We start from the raw sequence: 17,882 nt of genomic DNA on the forward strand, positions 1-17,882 counted from the left end.
TTCCAAACAAATTCAAAATTCAAAAAACTAAATCTTTATAAGATAAATGAAAACCAATGACCACTTTATAACAAAATAAAAAAATCCCGCACTTAAACCTCAACCCTTAAACCTCAACACTTCTTAAGCCCAAGCTTCTCCCCTTCCTTGACCATCAATTCGTAAGCTTCCTCAAATTCATTATGAATGATTCCATCCAAAATAGCTTCCCGGATTGCATTCTTGATTACGCCAATCTCTTTTCCCGGAGGAATACCAAAGGTTTCCATGATCATTTCACCCGAGATAGGAGGCTGCCAGTTGCGAAGCTTGTCTTGCTGTTCGACTTCCACCAGCTTCTGGCGGACCAATTCGAAATTCTTCAGGTATCGTTGTACTTTTTCCGGGTTTTTTGAAGTAATATCAGCCTCACAAAGCGACATCAGGTCGTCAATATCATCTCCTGCATCGAATAAAAGGCGCCTGACAGCCGAGTCGGTCACCACCTCCTGGGAGAGGACGATCGGGCGGAGGTGAAGGAGCACCAGTTTCTGGACAAAGCGCATGCGCTCATCCGTGGGCATCTTCATCCGGTGAAAAAGCTTAGGGACCATCTTAGCACCGATAAACTCATGAGCGTGGAAAGTCCATCCGGTTTCCGGTTCAAATTTTTTAGTAACGGGTTTGGCAATATCATGCAACAAAGCCCCCCATCGCAGCCAAAGGTTATCGGATTTGTCAGCGACATTATCAAGTACCTGCAGGGTATGATGAAAATTGTCCTTATGGCCTTTCCCTTCAATATATTCAGCCCCCTTTAAGGCGACGAATTCGGGAAAAATGATTTTCAGCAAACCTGAATCAAACAGGAGTTTGAAACCAATCGAAGGTTTGGGTGTCATGATGATTTTTTCCAGTTCATCATTAATGCGTTCCCGGGAAATTATCGTGATACGTTCGGCATTCCTGCGGATCGCCTCAAATGATTCCTTTTCAATGACAAAATTCAACTGGGTAGCAAACCTGATAGCCCGCATCATCCGCAAAGGATCGTCGGAATACGTCCGGTCAGGGTCAAGGGGGGTCCGGATCAGGCCCGCTTCCAAATCCTTGTATCCGCCGAAAGGATCCAGCAAACGGCCTAAATCGCTTTTATTCAGGCTCAATGCCAGGGTGTTGATGGTGAAATCGCGCCGGTCCTGATCGTCTTCCAGCGATCCGTCTTCCACGATCGGTTTACGGGAATCAGCCCTGTAAGATTCTTTTCTGGCTCCGACAAATTCCACGATCCATTCATCCTGGTCTCTGAACCTGACCATGGCCGTACCGAAGTTTTTAAAGACTTTCGCTTTGGCCCCCAGGCCTACTTTAGCTGCATAAGCCTCAGCCAGATCAATGCCACTGCCGATGACAACGATATCGATGTCTTTTGTCTGCCGGCCGAGGATCTTATCCCTGACATAGCCTCCCACCACATAAGCAGGATGATCATACTCCTTAACCGCTTCGATTAAAGTTTTAAAAACCGTGTATTCCAGGTATTGGCTGAACTGCTGTTTCATTGACCCCGCAAAGGTATGAAAAAGCTTATTTAGAAAGGATAAAATTAGATATCGAACTGTTGGAGATTAACCGGCCTATTGTATTTTTGTCACCTTATTATTTTTTTAACACGTTTAAGTAATTCATTAAAATACAAGTACCTATGTCGAAAAGAACTATAGTAGCCCTGCCAGGTGACGGGATTGGCAAAGTTGTTTTGCAGGAAGCAATCCGGGTATTAGATGCGGCCGGATTTGAAGCAAATTATGTAAACGGTGACATTGGCTGGGATTTCTGGTGCAAGGAAGGCAACCCCCTTCCCGACCGCACGCTGAAACTGCTGCAGGAACATAAGATCGGCCTGTTTGGCGCCATTACGTCCAAACCTAAAGAAGAAGCTGCGAATGAACTCGACCCTTCGCTGAGGGACAAAGGCTTCACCTACTCAAGTCCTATCGTAGGCCTGAGGCAATATTTCAATCTCGACATCTGCGTCCGCCCCTGCAAATCTTATAAGGGGAACCCGCTTAATTTCATCCGGCGCAGTGCTGATGGTGGTGTGGAAGAGCCCATGGTTGATGTAGTCATTTTCCGTCAGAATACAGAATGTTTATATAGCGGTGTAGAATGGTCAAACCCTCCTGACCAGGTTTATGAGGCGCTTCGCACACACAAGAAATTTGTCCAGAATTTCGGGAATGTACCCAAAGATGAGATTTCTGTTTCCACCAGGATCTTCACCAAGAAAGCCACGGAAAGGATACTCAGGGCTGCATTTGAATACGCGCAAAAATATAGATATAAATCCGTTACACTTTGTGAAAAGCCTAACGTAATCCGTGAAACTTCAGGGATGATGTACAGGATGGCTAAAGAAATCCAGAAAAAGGATTTCCCGCAAATTCCATTATATAATACCAATATTGACGCCCAGATGATGTGGCTGACCAAAAATCCCGAAGAATATGGTATAATCGTGGCCGGCAATATGTTTGGCGATATTGCATCGGACGGTTTTGCCGGTCTGATCGGAGGGTTAGGTTTTGCCTGCAGCGCACAGTTCTCTGCCGATGGCATAGGGGTTTTCGAACCGACTCACGGCTCTGCACCAAAGTATGCAGATTATCCTGTTTCCATCGTGAATCCTATAGCCATGATCGAATCAGCCGTCATGATGCTGGAATACCTCGGGGAATATGATATCGCGAATAAAATCTGCAAAGCCATTGCCGCTGTCATAGTTGAAGGCAAAGTCAAGACTTATGATATGATGAAGATGACCGGAAAACCGGATGTGATCGAAAGAGGCGCCGCATCAACACATGAAATGACAGATGCAGTGATAGCGAAGCTGTAGGACGATAAGACTGTATGACTGTAAGATATAAATATTTGAAATTATGAACCCAATAATACTTAACCTTTGGCCTGAGCTGGAATGGATCCAGGATCCGGAACTACGTGAAAAGACTGCCCGCACATGGGAACTGGCCTTTGAAAAAAGCGTCCTGAAACCGGAAGATCTCAACAGGATTCCTTTCACCCTTCTTTGCGGGCCTGACCTGAAAGTCACTTTTATGGATCATAAACGCTCGGTCGTGCATATCGCCAGGGCATCAGCAGAAAAGATGAACGAGTTTTACCACGGAGAACTTCCCATCGACATGGACGTGCTCATCTCCGGCGCTATCCTGGCTGACGTCGGTAAAATGCTTGAATATGAGCTGGATGCTAATGGAAAAGTAGTTCAAGGCAAGTACGGTCAGTATCTGCGCCATCCATTCTCCGGCGTATCGCTGGCTGAACAATGCGGATTGCCGGCTTCCGTCTGTCACATTATCGCCGCTCATGCCGGCGAAGGCGACCAGATAAAGCGAAGTGTGGAAGCCTACATCGTGCACCATGCGGATTTTATGACGTTTTTGCCGTTTAAAGAAAGATTGAAATGAATATCATTGAAAAAATCATCACCAGCCACTCGAAGTACGAATGTGTAAAGCCGGGTGATATTGTCGATATTTCGATCGATGCACGTGTGGCCAGGGATTTTGGCGGGGCAAACGTTGTGAAGAACCTTGTCGATGCCGGTCTCACCGTGCATGATCCTTCAAAAACCTTTTTCACCTTCGATTGCAACCCGGGAGGATCCGACCAGAAATATGCCGCCAATCAGCATTACTGCCGGCAGTTTGCCCGTGAGAACGGGATACAGGTCTTCGATATCGATTCAGGTATCGGCACCCACCTGGCCATTGATAAAGGCTTGATTGGCCCCGGCGGAACTTTTATTTCGACCGATTCCCATGCCAATATCATGGGTGCCATCGGAACATTCGGACAGGGTATGGGCGACCAGGACATCGCGGCAGCATGGGCCAACGGATCCGTTTGGTTTAAAGTACCACCTTCTGTAAAGATCACGATTACCGGGAAACGGCATGATAATCTTTCAGCGAAAGATATCATCCTCAATCTGCTTAATATTTTCGGCGCTAACAAGCTGCTTGGATATTCGGTTGAAATTTATGGGAAAGAGGTTGAAAAACTTACGCTTGACGAACGGATTACCATTTCATCGATGGCTACGGAAATGGGAGCCATCATTATATTCTTCACACCTGATGAAAAAATTCTGGATGAACTGGAAAAACATTCGGGAAAAAGATATCAGGCTATCAGCGTCGATCCGGATGCACAATATGAGCAGATCCATGAGATCGATATTACCGGATTCCGTCCGATGTTAGCCAATCCGGGCCATCCGCACGACAATATCGACCTTGAAGCCGTTAAAGGGACAAAGATTGACTCCGCTTTTATTGGTAGTTGCACGAACGGCAGGATCGATGACCTTCGGATAGCCGGCATGATCCTGAAAGACAATAAGGTCGCCCCGGGAGTTGTACTAAAGATCGTCCCTTCAACGGATGAGATCTGGCAGCAGGCCCTGGAAGAGGGTTTGATCAGGATTTTCAAGGATGCCGGTGCCCTGGTTTCAAACGCCGGATGTGCCGGTTGCGCTGCGGGGCAAGTTGGCCAGAACGGGCCGGGTGAAGTGACCATCAGTACCGGGAACCGCAACTTTGCCGGCAAACAGGGTAAAGGGCTTGTTTACCTGGCTTCTCCATCCACCGTCGCCGCATCTGCTGTGGCAGGATATATTACCGGGAGCGATGACATTCCGGTCGAACCGGCGGTTTTCACCAAAGGGTCTCCCCAAAAGAAATCCGGTGCTGAAAAGGCTGCCGGAACTATGGAACCGCTACCAACTGTCGTAGAAGGCAAAGTCTGGATCATCCTGAAAGATGACATCGACACCGATATGATCTTTCATAACCGTTACCTAACCATTACCGATATCAAGGAAATGGGCCAGTATACATTCGATAACCTCCCTGGATTTGAAGAATTTGCAAAAAAGGCAAAAGCCGGCGATATCGTATTGACTGCCAAGAATTTCGGAGCAGGCAGCTCACGTCAGCAAGCCGTTGATTGTTTTAAGTCACTCGGCATCCAATGCCTTCTGGCAGAATCTTTTGGAGCGATCTACGAAAGAAATGCAATCAACGCCGCATTCCCTATCCTTACATATAAACCTGAGGCTTTAAAGAAAATCGACCTGCAGGATGGGGACACCATCAGGGTGGACTTTTCCAAAGGCATCATAACCAATCTGAAAAACAAAATCTCTGCTGAAATCGACAAGTTTTACGATGTGCAGATGGAGATCTACCAAAAAGGTGGACTACTTGTATAAGTGCAAAGTGCAAAGTGCAAAGTTGGGGTCAAGCTTATTTTGAACTTTGAACTATGAACTATGAACTTTGAACTTTGAATTTCCCTATTGCGTTCCAAATTCCTGCCTGATCGTGATATAGCCCATGTACTCGATTGGTGTTGTACCGACCATTATTGTTGGTTTGGCTTTAAGCTTGATGCGTGTTGGCCGGCTGCCGGTTCCAGAAAGGTTTAGTGCGAAGTTGATCAGCGCATCGCCAGATTTCCCGCTTAACGATTTCATCAGGTCCAGGCTCATAGCCACCGGGAAAGTAGATATGGTATTTGCCTGGATTTCAATTCGTTGATTTAATACTCCCCTGGTCATTTCGATATCATCGATGATCAGTATCCAATCCAGTTTGTTCATCGCTGCCATGCCGGGATTTGGATTCTTTATCTGAACATTCAGATCGAAGGTAAGCGGCAAAGTGCCTCCGGCCAGGACACTGCCGATTTTTGTGAACTCCATGAAGCTTAAATCAGACATGGAGTGTTTGTCCTGAATATTAACGCCTGCCAATTTCATATTCCTGGCCGATTCAATCCGGAACGCGCATTTTGTGAAGGCGGCTATCTCAGAGGTCTGCTGCAGGACAGAGCAGGAAGTAAATATTGCAATGATCAATATTAAAGTTGTATTAATTTCCTTTTTCATCATATATATTGAAAATTCAAATTTAATGATTTAATAACCACTAAGGCACTAAGAACACTGAGTTGCACAAAGAGAATCTGCTGTTAGCCAGGTTCTGATCAATAATGAATTTCTCAGTGTCTCTCAGTGTTCTTAGTGCCTTAGTGGTTAAATTTTCATAAATAACTTTCTAAAAAAATTAGCTTTGTACAATGATTAACTGAAATGTTACGCTGTTTACAACGCCCCGAAACCGATCCTTATTATAATCTTGCCGCGGAAGAATATTTATTAAAAACTGCGACGGCCGACACCTTTATGATTTGGCGCAACGAGCCATCGGTCATTATCGGGAAACACCAGAACACATCCAGGGAAATAAATCATCCCTTTATTGAATCTATCAATTTACCGGTAATCAGACGAATAACAGGCGGAGGAACCGTTTATCACGACCTCGGAAATATTAATTTCTCCTTCATTTATATTGATCGCAAAGGAAACCTGGTCGACTTCCGGTTTTTCACGAAACCCGTTATCCTTTTCTTACAGGAATTGGGATTAGATGCCTCTTTTGAAGGGAAAAACAACATTACTGTCAATAGGTTAAAAGTTTCCGGAAACTCAGCCCATATTTTTAGGAATAAAGTGCTTCACCACGGCACCTTGCTTTTCAATACCGATCTTGAGGTACTCGAACAGGCTATTGCAGGTCATGAAGAATGCTATAAGGATAAGTCCGTCAGGTCGGTCCGTGCAGAAGTGACCAATATTTATCATCTTCTAGAAAATAAACCGTCTATAGAAGAATTCATCGGTTTATTCCAGACATTCATCTTCAATTATTTTCCCGGTGCATTCAGGGATGAACTGAATAATAAGGAAAATGAATCGATTTTAAGATTGGCTGAAGAGAAATACAAAAAACATGAATGGGATTTTGGTTATTCTTCTGAATATAAGTTTGATGAAGAATGGGCAACACAGGATGGGAAATTTTCGATTTCACTGGCAGTCAAAAATGGATTTATCCTGACGGCTGAAATTACAAGTCCAGAAATCAACTCCCTATTTTTACAGACAATATCTGACCTTTTAATCGGGACGCCTCATGAAAAAAAATCACTTTCAGAACGTCTGAAGAACCTTAACTTTGCATCAGAAAATGAAGTCCAGATAATAAACCAAATTATTCAACATCTGTTCTAAAAAAAATCTAAATAATGAAACTTGACTATATTTTTGGAAAACTCTGGGAGGCTTATATTTCTCAAAATCCTGCCGTACAGCAGGTTCATGATCTTTTCATCCGGGAAGGAGAAAGGGTTGTGAATGACCATATTGCTTTCCGCACTTTTGACGATCCTCGGATTGGTATCGGCGTCCTTGCAAAACCTTTTCTTGCCAATGGTTATGTCGAAAAAGGCCAGTATAATTTTGAAGAAAAGAAGCTGTTTGCCCGTCATTATGAGCATAAAACCGATCCGGAAGCCCCACGGGTTTTCATCAGCGAATTGCTGACCAGGAACTTCAGTGAGTTTTTACAAAATACCATTAAAAGGATTATTGACCAGATTCCTGCAAATATGCTCAGTTCTGAAGAGCTGGGCTATTCAGGAAGAGTCTGGGAGAAGCCGTCTTTTAAAATTTACAATAAGCTCAAGGAAGAATCGGAATATGCAGCATGGGTATATATTTTTGGATTCTGCGCCAATCATTTCACAGTCAGTGTGAATTACCTCAGGAAGCATAATTCTGTCGAAAAAGTCAACAGCTTACTGAAATCCAATGGTTTCCTGATCAATGATGCAGGTGGTGAGATCAAGGGGACGCCCCAGGAACTGCTGGAACAATCATCCATTAAAGCCGGAATCGTTAAAATAGATTTCTCCGATGGATCTTATGAAATTCCAGGCTGTTATTACGAATTCGCCCGTCGTTACCCGGATGAAAACGGCCAGATTTACTCCGGGTTTATCGCCAAATCTGCGGATAAGATCTTCGAAAGCACAAATTTTTACAAGAAATAAAGCCGATCAGGAAACACTTTGCCGGACATGAGCCCGAATCCCACAACTGATCAATTCGACCAACTACGGACATCCCTGGATGGTGACCTCTTCACAGACCTTACTTTCAGGCTATTGCATGCCACAGATGCATCGGCATACCGGGAGGTCCCTCTTGCGGTTGCCCGTCCGAAAAACCAGGAAGATATCAGGAAGTTGGTTCTTTTTGCCGCGGAACACAAGACTTCACTGATTCCGCGTACCGCCGGAACATCTTTGGCCGGGCAGGTTGTCGGCAACGGGATTATCGTGGATGTTTCGAAGTACCTGAATAAGATACTGGAGATCAATAAGGAAGAACATTGGGTAAGGGTTGAACCGGGTGTCGTGCTGGATGAATTGAACCAGGCTGTCGCACCTTTTGGTTTATTTTTCGGACCTGAAACCTCTACCGCAAACCGTTGCATGATCGGCGGAATGGTGGGCAACAATGCCTGCGGGGCGCATTCGCTGATCTATGGCAGCACGCGCGATCATACCATCACCCTTAAAACCATCCTGAGCGACGGATCGGATGCGGAATTTCTTCCTTTATCCTCCAAAGCATTTGTAAGGAAATGTAAAGGTGATTCACTCGAATCTGCAATCTATCGCAATATCAGGGAGTTATTATCTGATCCTTTAAATCAGGCAGAAATCCGGAAGGAATATCCTGACCCGGTGATCAAACGGCGGAATACCGGATATGCTATAGATTTATTGCTGGATCGCGAGCCATTTACCGCTAATGGCAAGCCTTTCAACTTTTCGACACTTTTAGCCGGCTCAGAAGGAACGCTTGCTTTTACCACTGAAATCAAGCTAAACCTCGTCCCTCTTCCTCCTAAGGAGAAAATTCTGTTTTGTGTTCATTTTAATACCCTGGAAGATGCGCTGCAAGGGAACCTGGTTGCGCTAAAACACAAGCCCGGAGCCGTCGAACTGATGGACAGGTTCATCCTCGATTGTACCAAAGACAACATCGATCAGCGCAAAAACCGGTTCTTCATCCAGGGCAATCCAGGGGCTATACTGATCATCGAATTTGCCCGGGAGTCAAAAGATGAGTTGCTTGAGATCACTACTAAACTTGAGCAGGATTTAAGGCAAAACAACCTTGGCTACCACTACCCTCTGGTTACCGGACCTGATATCCCAAAAGTATGGGCTTTGCGTAAAGCCGGCCTGGGCGTTCTTTCCAATACCCCTGGCGATGCCAAGCCCGTTTCTGTCATTGAAGATACTGCAGTTAACCCGGAAAAACTGCCTCAATATATCGCCGAGTTTAAGGTTATCCTCGCAAAATATCAGCTTGAATGCGTTTATCATGCGCACATCGCCACGGGCGAGCTTCATCTGAGACCTTTATTGAACCTGAAAGATCCGGCAGATGTAGAGAAATTCCGCGGCATTGCAACGGATATCGCCCACCTGGTTAAGAAATTCAAAGGTTCCCTAAGCGGAGAGCACGGCGACGGGCGGCTCCGCGGGGAATTCATCCACTTGATGGTGGGTGAGAAGAATTACGACATTCTTAAAAAGATCAAACAGGTGTGGGATCCGGAGCATATTTTCAATCCCGGCAAGATCACCGGCACCCCGCCGATGGATACCAGCCTTCGCTATGAGCCGGGCAAACTGGCGAAGGAAGTTGCGACAATATTCGATTTTTCCAATGAAGGCGGGATTCTCCGGGCAGCCGAAAAGTGCAATGGCTCGGGGGATTGCCGCAAATCGCAACTGATTGGCGGTACGATGTGCCCGAGCTATATGGCCAGCCGCGATGAAAATACGACTACCCGTGCCAGGGCTAATATTTTGCGCGAATTCCTGACCAATTCCGATAAGAAAAATCCCTTCAGCCACCGTGAGATCTATGATGTGATGGATCTTTGCCTGTCGTGCAAAGGATGTAAATCTGAATGCCCGTCGAACGTCGACATAGCCAAATATAAAGCCGAATTCCTGCAGCATTTTTATGATGAGCACGGCGTTCCGCTCAGGGCGCTTGCCATAGCCAATATTACAAGGCTAAACCGGCTGGGTAGCATGGTTCCCTGGGTTTACAATTTTATGGTAAGTCAGCCGGCGATTGCCGGGTTAATGAAGAAAATACTCGGCATGGCACCTCAAAGAAGCCTGCCTCTGTTATCTGCAACAACATTCAGCCAGTGGTTCCGGAATCATCCGCAATCCTTGCCGGCAAATTTAAAAACCCGGGAGGTTTATCTCTTTGTTGATGAATTCACCGATTTCAACGATGCCCACGTAGGTATAGCAGCCGTGAAATTATTGAACGCACTTGGATACAAGATTTTAATAAAGGAACATCTTGAAAGCGGTCGGACATATCTCTCAAAAGGATTAGTCAGGGAAGCGAAAAAAATCGCTATTCATAACACTCTGACTTTCAAAGATTCTATTAAAGAAGAAACTCCATTGATCGGGATTGAACCATCTGCTATCCTCTCATTCCGTGATGAATACCCGGATTTAGCCGGCGATGATCTGAAAGAAGCCACTATAGCGCTTTCCAAAAACTGCTTCCTTTTTGAAGAATTTTTCATGAAGGAAATCAAGGCTGGGCACATCAGGAAAGAGCAATTCACCTCCGGTAATCTCAAAATAAAGCTTCACGGCCATTGTCACCAGAAAGCCTTATCAACCACGGGACCGACCAAAGAGATGCTTTCCCTGCCGGAAAACTATACCGTTGAAGAGATACCCTCAGGGTGTTGCGGCATGGCCGGTTCATTCGGCTATGAAAAAGAGCATTATGATCTCTCGATGAAAGTCGGCGAATTGGTTCTGTTCCCGTCGGTGAGGCAATCAGAACCGTCTGTAGTCATTGCCGCACCCGGAACCAGTTGCCGGCACCAGATCAAGGATGGGACAGGGCGAGAGGCGATGCATCCGGTGGAGGTGATGATGAGAGCATTGAGGAAAGTTGACAGTTGACAGTCGGCAGTCAGAAACTTGAAACTTGAAATTCAAAATCCCCAATTTAAACCTTAAACCTCAAAACTTAAACCTGAATCGTCATCCCATCCTGCCCCAGGACCGTATCAGGAAATACCTGCCTGGCTTCTTCCAACAAGCTATCCACTTCTTTATACCGTGCAGAGAAATGACCGATCACCAGTTTTTTCACCCCAGCTTTCAGCGCGATAGTAGCTGCCTCTCTTGCTGTTGAATGAAACTTGGCATGGGCATCTTTCGCTTTATCTTCCATAAAAGTCGCCTCATGGTAAAGCAGGTCGCAATTTTTAATAAGAGGGATAACGGGCTCATGATAGGCCGTATCGGTGCAATATGCATAAGACCTAGCCAGTGGCGGGTCATTTGTGATCAGGTGATTGGGATATACCTTGCCTTCGCTATCGGTATAATCTTCTCCATCCTTTATCTTTTCAAAAAATTCAAAAGGCACCTTTACATTTCTTAAAAAATCTTTCAGAATTTTTCTTTTTTCCGCTTTCTCCCTGATGAGGAATCCACAGGTAGGCACGCGGTGGTTAAGCGGTATGGTCGATACGGCAATTTCACCATCATCAAGGATAATGGAAGGATTCTCTGTTTCAAACGGGTGAAAGACCAGCGGGTAGGCCAGCGTGGTCCGGCTGAGCTCAAGCTGGAGGTTAATGAGCTGAATAAGAGGTTGAATTCCATAGAGATGTAATGGCTGAGACCTGCCAAGTAAGTGCAGGGTATTCAGCAAGCCGATCAACCCAAAATAATGATCTCCATGAAGATGTGAAATAAAAATATGACTGACCTTTTGAAACCGGTAACCTGATTTCCGCAACTGCATCTGCGTACCCTCCGCGCAATCAAGCAACATTAACCGGTTGCGTACCTCCACGAGGTGAGCGGTTGGATTACGGTCGAAGGTAGGTATCGCGGCTCCTGAACCAAGAATGGTTACGGTGAAGTTCATAAGCAAAGGTAAAAAAAAGGGACTCCATCCCGGGGATGGAGTCCCTTCATATACAAATTAAAAGATTAGATTTCGTCTTGCTGTTCGGATTCCGCCTCAGCCTTGGATTTTGGTTCGGGTTCGGGTTCAGCTTCAGATTTTGGTTCAGCTTCTGCTTTCGCCTTAGCTTTAACCTTATCTTTTTTCTCCACCTTCTCAGGTTTCTCTACCTTCTCAGGTTTCTCCACCTTCTCTAGTTTTTCCTGCTCCTCAAGCTTATCCTGCTTCTCAAGTTTCTCCTGCTTGTCCTTCTTATCCAGCTTATCGAGCTTATCCTTTTTATCCTGTTTCTCCTGCTTTTCCATATCAGTTTTCAGGGTAACAAGTGCTTCGAGATCACCAAGAGTGGTCTTTTCGACATTATCCTGGACTTTTTTGACAGCTTGCTTGGTAGAACGCTGGTCTTTCCTGGCCTTGCCTTCTTCTTTGTCGCGGTCAGCCCTGGCCTCATCCTGGTGGACGCGGGCATGGGAAAGGATAATCTTCTTGTTTTCTTTCGAAAATTCGATAACCTTGAAATCGAGTGCCTCATCAATTTTGGCTGTAGTATTGTCAGCTTTTGATGCATGACGTGTCGGGACAAAGCCTTCCACGCCATAAGGCAGGGAGACGATGAAACCTTTATCGTTCGAGCTTACCACGGTACCCTGGTGAACAGAGCCTAAAGTAAACACCGATTCAAACACATCCCACGGATTTTCTTCAAGCTGCTTGTGCCCAAGGCTCAACCGGCGATTTTCGGTATCTACATCGAGTACAACAACTTCGATCTGCTCACCGATCTTGGTGAATTCAGCCGGGTGCTTGATCTTTTTCGACCAGGAAAGGTCGGAAATATGGATCAGGCCATCGACGCCTTCTTCCAGTTCGACAAAAATACCAAAGTTGGTGAAGTTGCGGACGGTTGCAGTGTGCTTGGAGTTGATGGGGTATTTCTGGACTATGTTTTCCCACGGGTCCGGGACAAGCTGCTTCATTCCGAGCGACATCTTGCGCTCTTCACGGTCGAGGGTCAGGATGATGGCATCCACTTCGTCGCCGACTTTGAGGAAGTCATGAGCTGTCCGCAGATGCTGTGACCATGACATTTCCGATACATGGATCAGACCTTCAACGCCGGCCGCTATCTCGATAAATGCGCCATAATCAGCCATGACCACAACTTTTCCTTTAACTTTATCGCCAATCTTGATATTCTCATCCAGTGATTCCCATGGATGCGGCATAAGCTGCTTCAAGCCAAGGGCTATACGTTTCTTCTCATCATCGAAATCAAGAATAACAACCTTGATCTTCTGGTCAAGTTCTACTATTTCTTCCGGGTGGTTGATCCTGCCCCAGGAGAGGTCAGTGATGTGGATGAGTCCGTCCACGCCGCCCAGATCAATAAACACACCGTAAGAGGTGATATTTTTGACTGTTCCTTCAAGAACCTGGCCTTTTTCCAGCCTGGCCATGATCTCGGATTTCTGCAGCTCCAGTTCGGCCTCGATAAGAGCTTTATGGGAAACTACAACGTTTTTATATTCCTGGTTGATTTTCACCACCTTGAATTCCATGGTCTTATCAACGAAAATATCATAGTCACGGATTGGTTTCACATCGATCTGCGATCCGGGGAGGAAAGCCTCGATACCAAAAACATCGACTATCAGACCACCTTTTGTGCGGCATTTCACATATCCGGTAATGATCTCATCATTTTCAAAAGCATTATTGACACGCTCCCATGATTTCAGGATGCGGGCTTTCTTATGGGATAAAACAAGCTGTCCGCCCATATCTTCCTGGCTTTCCACGTAGACATCGATCTTATCGCCATTTTTAATGTCTGTCAGGTACCTGACTTCGGACACCGGGATCACGCCATCGGATTTGAAACCGATATTTACAACGATTTCACGGTTGTTTTTGCCCACGACAGTTCCTTCGATTACTTCATGCTCTGCAATGGAGCTAAGGGTTTTGTCGTAAATATTCTCCAGCCGTACCCGCTCATCTTCCGAATATTTATCCTGTTTCTTGCCAATGGCATTCCAATCAAAATCGAGATTGGGTTTTGGCGGAACATTCCAGGTAATTTCTTCGGCAAAAATTTCCTTAACCGGCTCATCCTCAATGGGAAAAACTTCGGACGGAACTTCCTCAGGTTCTTCAGGGACTACAGTAGGTTCTTCAGGGACTTCAGCAGGTTCTTCGGGAGCTTCTTCCGGAGCTTCTTCAACTACTTCCGGTTCGGTTTCACTTGTGATTTCTGTTTCAGGAACAATTTCTTCAGGAGAGGTTTCAGCTTCAACAGCTTCGGGGACTTCGTCAACTTCAGAAGGGTCCAGATTTTCAGTCTGGTCGTTAACTTCGAGTTCTTTTTCAGTCATTAAAAAAAAATTGGGTTTTGTTTCCTGCTGCTATGCCCCGGCATTCCGCAAAACGGGTTTAACATTCAAAATTTGTAAGGCTGTGGCATAGTTTAATATACAACCTCTAAAATGGGCGGCAAAGATAGGAAATTAATCATGAATTCCACATCTTCTCTTTATAAAATCTTAATATAAAGGTCAGGAAGTTTAATAAAACATGAATGAAACCATAAATACTTTTGCAGCCGGAATAGCATTAACACCAGGCATAATATCAGCGGGTTTCAATAATGTATTACTGTTATGGAAAAACTATTGGAAGAATTAATAAGCAGGCTCGAAGATGCCAGGGATGGCATTGTCAGGGAACTTAAAAGCGACTCAGATGAAGCAAACAACCAAATTGCCATGTTGCTTTCCGGCGAAGCCTTTGCTTATGATTATTGCATCAAGGAATTGCAACGATTGATCAACTATTACAAGGAAAGTATCTTAAAATCCTGATTTTAAGGTTGCATTCCAAAAGAGATGAATAGTTCCATTAACTTTGTTCGGGAGCTTTGTTCACGATCCGGATACCCGTCGATATAACACGTTTAAATACTGAACATGAGCCATGAAGCCACCATATTGATCATTGATGATGAAAGGCAGATCAGGAAACTGCTCGAGATAACCCTTAATTCGGCGAATTACCATGTACTGGAAGCCATTAACGGCAAAGAAGGTATAACGACAGCAGCGATGCATCCGCCGGACTTGATCCTGCTCGACCTGGGATTGCCGGATGATGATGGGCAAAATATCCTGGTCAGGTTAAGGGAATGGTATGTTTCACCCATCATCATTTTATCAGTAAGGGATTCGGAAGAGGAGATCATCCGGGCATTGGATAACGGAGCAAATGATTACCTTGTAAAGCCTTTCCGGACAGGGGAACTTCTTGCCAGGATTCGTAATGCCCTGAGATTGGTCAAAGATGCCGGGGGAGATACGGTAATCAAAACGCATGACCTGGCTATTGATCTTGTCAGCAGGACGGTTGTGAAAAATGAGACGCCCGTCAAACTTACGCTTACAGAATACTCTTTGCTGACCCTTTTAGCCAGAAATCATAATAAAGTCCTCACCCATCAATTTATCCTGAAAGAAATCTGGGGCCCGGGCTATATCGAGCAATCACAATACCTTCGGGTTTTCATCGCCCAGGTCAGGAAAAAAATTGAAGATGATCCAAACCATCCGGAAATTATCATCACCGAATCCGGGATAGGTTACCGGTTCATTGCGGAATAAGGTTGAGTCATTCAGTGGTCATTGGTCATTGTAGAGCCGTTGCATGCAACGGCTCTACAATTCCACCGTTCCATCGTTTCACCGTTTCACTAAAAAAAAGTTATATTTGTATATCAATTCAACCCTCAAGGATATGCCTCTAAAATGCGGTATTGTCGGGCTTTCGCTCGTAGGTAAAACCACCATTTTCAATTGTTTTTCCAATGCCAGGGCCCAATCGGGCGGAGCGGCCAAAGCCAATATCGGCACCATCCATGTTCCCGATCAAAGGCTTTACGAGATCGATAAGTTCATTAAAAGCGTCAAAATTGTTCCCGCGACAGTGGAAATCGTTGATATTCCCGGCCTGACGAAAGGTGGCAGCCAGGGCGAGGGAGTCGGGAATAAGTTTCTGGCCGATATCCAGCAAACCGATGCTATCATCCATGTTTTGCGCTGCTTTGATGATGATACTGTACCCCATATCGAGGGATCGGTCAATCCTGTGCGTGACCGTGAGATCGTAGACCTGGAATTGCAGATCCGTGATCTCGATATGGTTGACCGGAAGATCAACCGGGTTGAAAAAATGGCCAAATCGGGTGAGCGGGAGCCAAAGCATATCCTGGATATACTGCATAAAGTGAAGAGCCACCTGGAAAATTTTCAGAATGTCCGCACTTTCGTCATGTCAGAAGAAGATAAAAAACATATCAACGATATGTATTTACTTACAGCCAAGCCGGTTTTGTATGTATGTAATGTAGATGATGCCTCGGCAGCCAGCGGTAATGAATACGTGACTGCTTTTAAGCAGTCCATTGCTCACGAAAATGCCGAGATCCTCATCGTGGCGGGCAAACTGGAAGCTGAAATCGCTGAACTCGACGATCCGGAAGACCGTAAAGCTTTCCTTGCAGATGCAGGCCTCATGGAGCCCGGGGTGAACCGCCTGGTGCAAACCGCTTACCATCTGCTCAACCTGCAATCATTCTTCACCGCCGGCCCTAAAGAGGTCAGGGCCTGGACCATCCACAAAGGTGAAACGGCACAGCAGGCTGCCGGCACCATCCACAGCGATTTAGAAAGAGGCTTTATCCGGGCAGAAGTGATGAAATACACCGATTTTATCCACTACGGCTCGGAACATGCCCTGAAAGAAGCCGGGAAATTTCATATCGAAGGCAAACACTACATCGTAGAGGATGGAGACATTATGCACGTCAGATTCAACGTATAAGTTCCACGTCTTTGATTTCTTCAAATTTCGGTTCAACGACCCACTTTCCGGTTTTATCTATGATTCCCCATTTTTCACCTGACTGTACTGACGCATAACCATTTTTAAAATCCCGCGCACCATCAAATTGTGGCGGAATGGCCCATTCTCCTTTATTGTTGAAGAAACCAAATTTATCATTTTTTCTTCCTCTTGCCAACCCATCGGAAAAGTCATCAAAAATTTCCGAATCATTCATATAGATGATCTCGCCTGCTTTATTTACATAAGCCCATTTATCTCCCGTTTTAACGCGGGCCAGGCCGCTTTCCGGATTGAAGTTTTTTCCTGCTTCATACTGTGGCTCAAGGATCCAATCCCCTTTTGGATTTATATACCCTATTTTTTCCGCATTATTTTTTGCCCACGCCATACCTCCGTGAAAATCCCCTGCACTCTGAAATTGGGCCTGAATAGCAACTTTCCCGCCACCATCAACAAATCCTACCAAATCACCTGCTGTTTTAAAAGATGCCAGTTGTTCTGAGAAATCATTCAAATCTGCCAGGTTTGGCAACTCCACGGGAGATTCAACACCATTTTTATCAAGCACAAAGAATTTTCCGTCCCTTTGAGCAGCAGCATAGCCACTATTAAATGGTGTCACCTTGTCATATTTGGCTGGAATAGCTAATTTGCCGGTAGTATTCAGATATCCCCACTTTTCATTCTGTTTTACCGGGGCAAAACCATTATTAAAACCCTTCATTCCAAATCCAAATACTTCTATCAGTTTAAAACCTGTAATTTCTGTTTCTAAGGTTTCTCCTTTTAAATTGATGAATAAAAACTGCTTCAGTTTCGCATCGTATATGGCAGCAAGGCCATCATTAGAAAACCCAATACACTTCTTGTATTTAGCTTCAATGATAAGGTCGCCCTTAAGATTGGCATAACCCCATTCCTTGACACCCGCGGGCCTGACCATGACCACATAGGTTTGTGCAAAAGCAGCATATCCTAACAATAAGGTCAAAATAATGCTAAAAGTCATTTTCTTTTTCATAATGTT

Annotated in this window: 14 protein-coding genes; 9 read left to right on the forward strand and 5 right to left on the reverse strand. The window is 45.2% G+C overall.

The genetic code is table 11. The annotated features are described in order from the left end of the window. Positions 1 to 113: 113 nt before the first annotated feature. Positions 114 to 1,541, reverse strand: a complete 1,428-nt coding sequence (locus M0Q51_12045; protein MCK9400709.1) for a CCA tRNA nucleotidyltransferase — start codon at positions 1,539 to 1,541, stop codon at positions 114 to 116. Between the two features lie 143 nt (positions 1,542 to 1,684). Between M0Q51_12045 and M0Q51_12050 the strand changes: the two genes are divergently transcribed. Genes M0Q51_12050 through M0Q51_12060 form a run of 3 tightly spaced genes read left to right on the forward strand, consistent with a single transcriptional unit; the run spans position 1,685 to position 5,278 of the window. Then, positions 1,685 to 2,878, forward strand: coding sequence for an isocitrate/isopropylmalate family dehydrogenase (locus tag M0Q51_12050; GenBank protein MCK9400710.1), 1,194 nt, complete (start codon positions 1,685 to 1,687; stop codon positions 2,876 to 2,878). A 43-nt stretch (positions 2,879 to 2,921) separates the two neighbouring features. Then, positions 2,922 to 3,470, forward strand: coding sequence for an HDIG domain-containing protein (locus M0Q51_12055; protein ID MCK9400711.1), 549 nt, complete (start codon positions 2,922 to 2,924; stop codon positions 3,468 to 3,470). Beyond that, complete coding sequence (locus M0Q51_12060) at positions 3,467 to 5,278, forward strand: aconitase/3-isopropylmalate dehydratase large subunit family protein (protein MCK9400712.1); 1,812 nt, start codon at positions 3,467 to 3,469, stop codon at positions 5,276 to 5,278. Before M0Q51_12055 ends, M0Q51_12060 begins: the two co-directional genes overlap by 4 nt. 84 nt (positions 5,279 to 5,362) lie before the next feature. Here the strand turns inward: M0Q51_12060 and M0Q51_12065 are convergent, their stop codons facing one another. Further along, complete coding sequence (locus tag M0Q51_12065; GenBank protein ID MCK9400713.1) at positions 5,363 to 5,959, reverse strand: hypothetical protein; 597 nt, start codon at positions 5,957 to 5,959, stop codon at positions 5,363 to 5,365. A gap of 201 nt (positions 5,960 to 6,160) precedes the next feature. Here M0Q51_12065 and M0Q51_12070 point away from each other — a divergent pair, with 201 nt between their 5' ends. The 3 genes from M0Q51_12070 to M0Q51_12080 are packed head-to-tail and all read left to right on the forward strand — an operon-like array spanning position 6,161 to position 10,941. Next, entirely contained in the window at positions 6,161 to 7,144 is a 984-nt protein-coding gene (locus M0Q51_12070) for a lipoate--protein ligase family protein (protein MCK9400714.1), read from the forward strand. 14 nt (positions 7,145 to 7,158) lie between these two features. After that, positions 7,159 to 7,965, forward strand: a complete 807-nt coding sequence (locus M0Q51_12075; protein ID MCK9400715.1) for a DUF1338 domain-containing protein — start codon at positions 7,159 to 7,161, stop codon at positions 7,963 to 7,965. A 27-nt stretch (positions 7,966 to 7,992) separates the two neighbouring features. Beyond that, positions 7,993 to 10,941 carry an FAD-binding protein gene (locus M0Q51_12080; protein MCK9400716.1) on the forward strand — a complete coding sequence of 983 codons (2,949 nt, stop codon included), beginning with the start codon at positions 7,993 to 7,995 and terminating at the stop codon, positions 10,939 to 10,941. Between the two features lie 67 nt (positions 10,942 to 11,008). Here M0Q51_12080 and M0Q51_12085 read toward each other — a convergent pair whose 3' ends face one another. Both M0Q51_12085 and rpsA read right to left on the reverse strand, forming a co-directional pair. Then, on the reverse strand, positions 11,009 to 11,920 hold the full coding sequence (locus tag M0Q51_12085) for a ribonuclease Z (protein MCK9400717.1): 912 nt from the start codon (positions 11,918 to 11,920) through the stop codon (positions 11,009 to 11,011). 65 nt (positions 11,921 to 11,985) lie between these two features. Further along, positions 11,986 to 13,989, reverse strand: a complete 2,004-nt coding sequence (gene rpsA / locus M0Q51_12090) for a 30S ribosomal protein S1 (protein ID MCK9400718.1) — start codon at positions 13,987 to 13,989, stop codon at positions 11,986 to 11,988. A 630-nt stretch (positions 13,990 to 14,619) separates the two neighbouring features. On the opposite strand from rpsA, the gene M0Q51_12095 reads away from it, so the two are divergent. From M0Q51_12095 to ychF, 3 genes are all read left to right on the forward strand, one after another. Beyond that, the gene (locus tag M0Q51_12095; GenBank protein MCK9400719.1) at positions 14,620 to 14,820 is read left to right on the forward strand and encodes a hypothetical protein; all 201 of its coding nucleotides are present in this window, start codon (positions 14,620 to 14,622) and stop codon (positions 14,818 to 14,820) included. A gap of 105 nt (positions 14,821 to 14,925) precedes the next feature. Next, complete coding sequence (locus M0Q51_12100) at positions 14,926 to 15,612, forward strand: response regulator (GenBank protein ID MCK9400720.1); 687 nt, start codon at positions 14,926 to 14,928, stop codon at positions 15,610 to 15,612. Between the two features lie 133 nt (positions 15,613 to 15,745). Then, the gene (gene ychF / locus M0Q51_12105) at positions 15,746 to 16,831 is read left to right on the forward strand and encodes a redox-regulated ATPase YchF (protein MCK9400721.1); all 1,086 of its coding nucleotides are present in this window, start codon (positions 15,746 to 15,748) and stop codon (positions 16,829 to 16,831) included. On the opposite strand, the gene M0Q51_12110 is transcribed toward ychF, so the two are convergent. Further along, complete coding sequence (locus tag M0Q51_12110) at positions 16,821 to 17,876, reverse strand: WG repeat-containing protein (GenBank protein MCK9400722.1); 1,056 nt, start codon at positions 17,874 to 17,876, stop codon at positions 16,821 to 16,823. The two genes, ychF and M0Q51_12110, sit on opposite strands and share 11 nt — an antisense overlap. Positions 17,877 to 17,882 lie beyond the last annotated feature (6 nt).

The organism is Bacteroidales bacterium, from assembly GCA_023229505.1.
GTDB lineage: Bacteria > Bacteroidota > Bacteroidia > Bacteroidales > JAGOPY01 > JAGOPY01.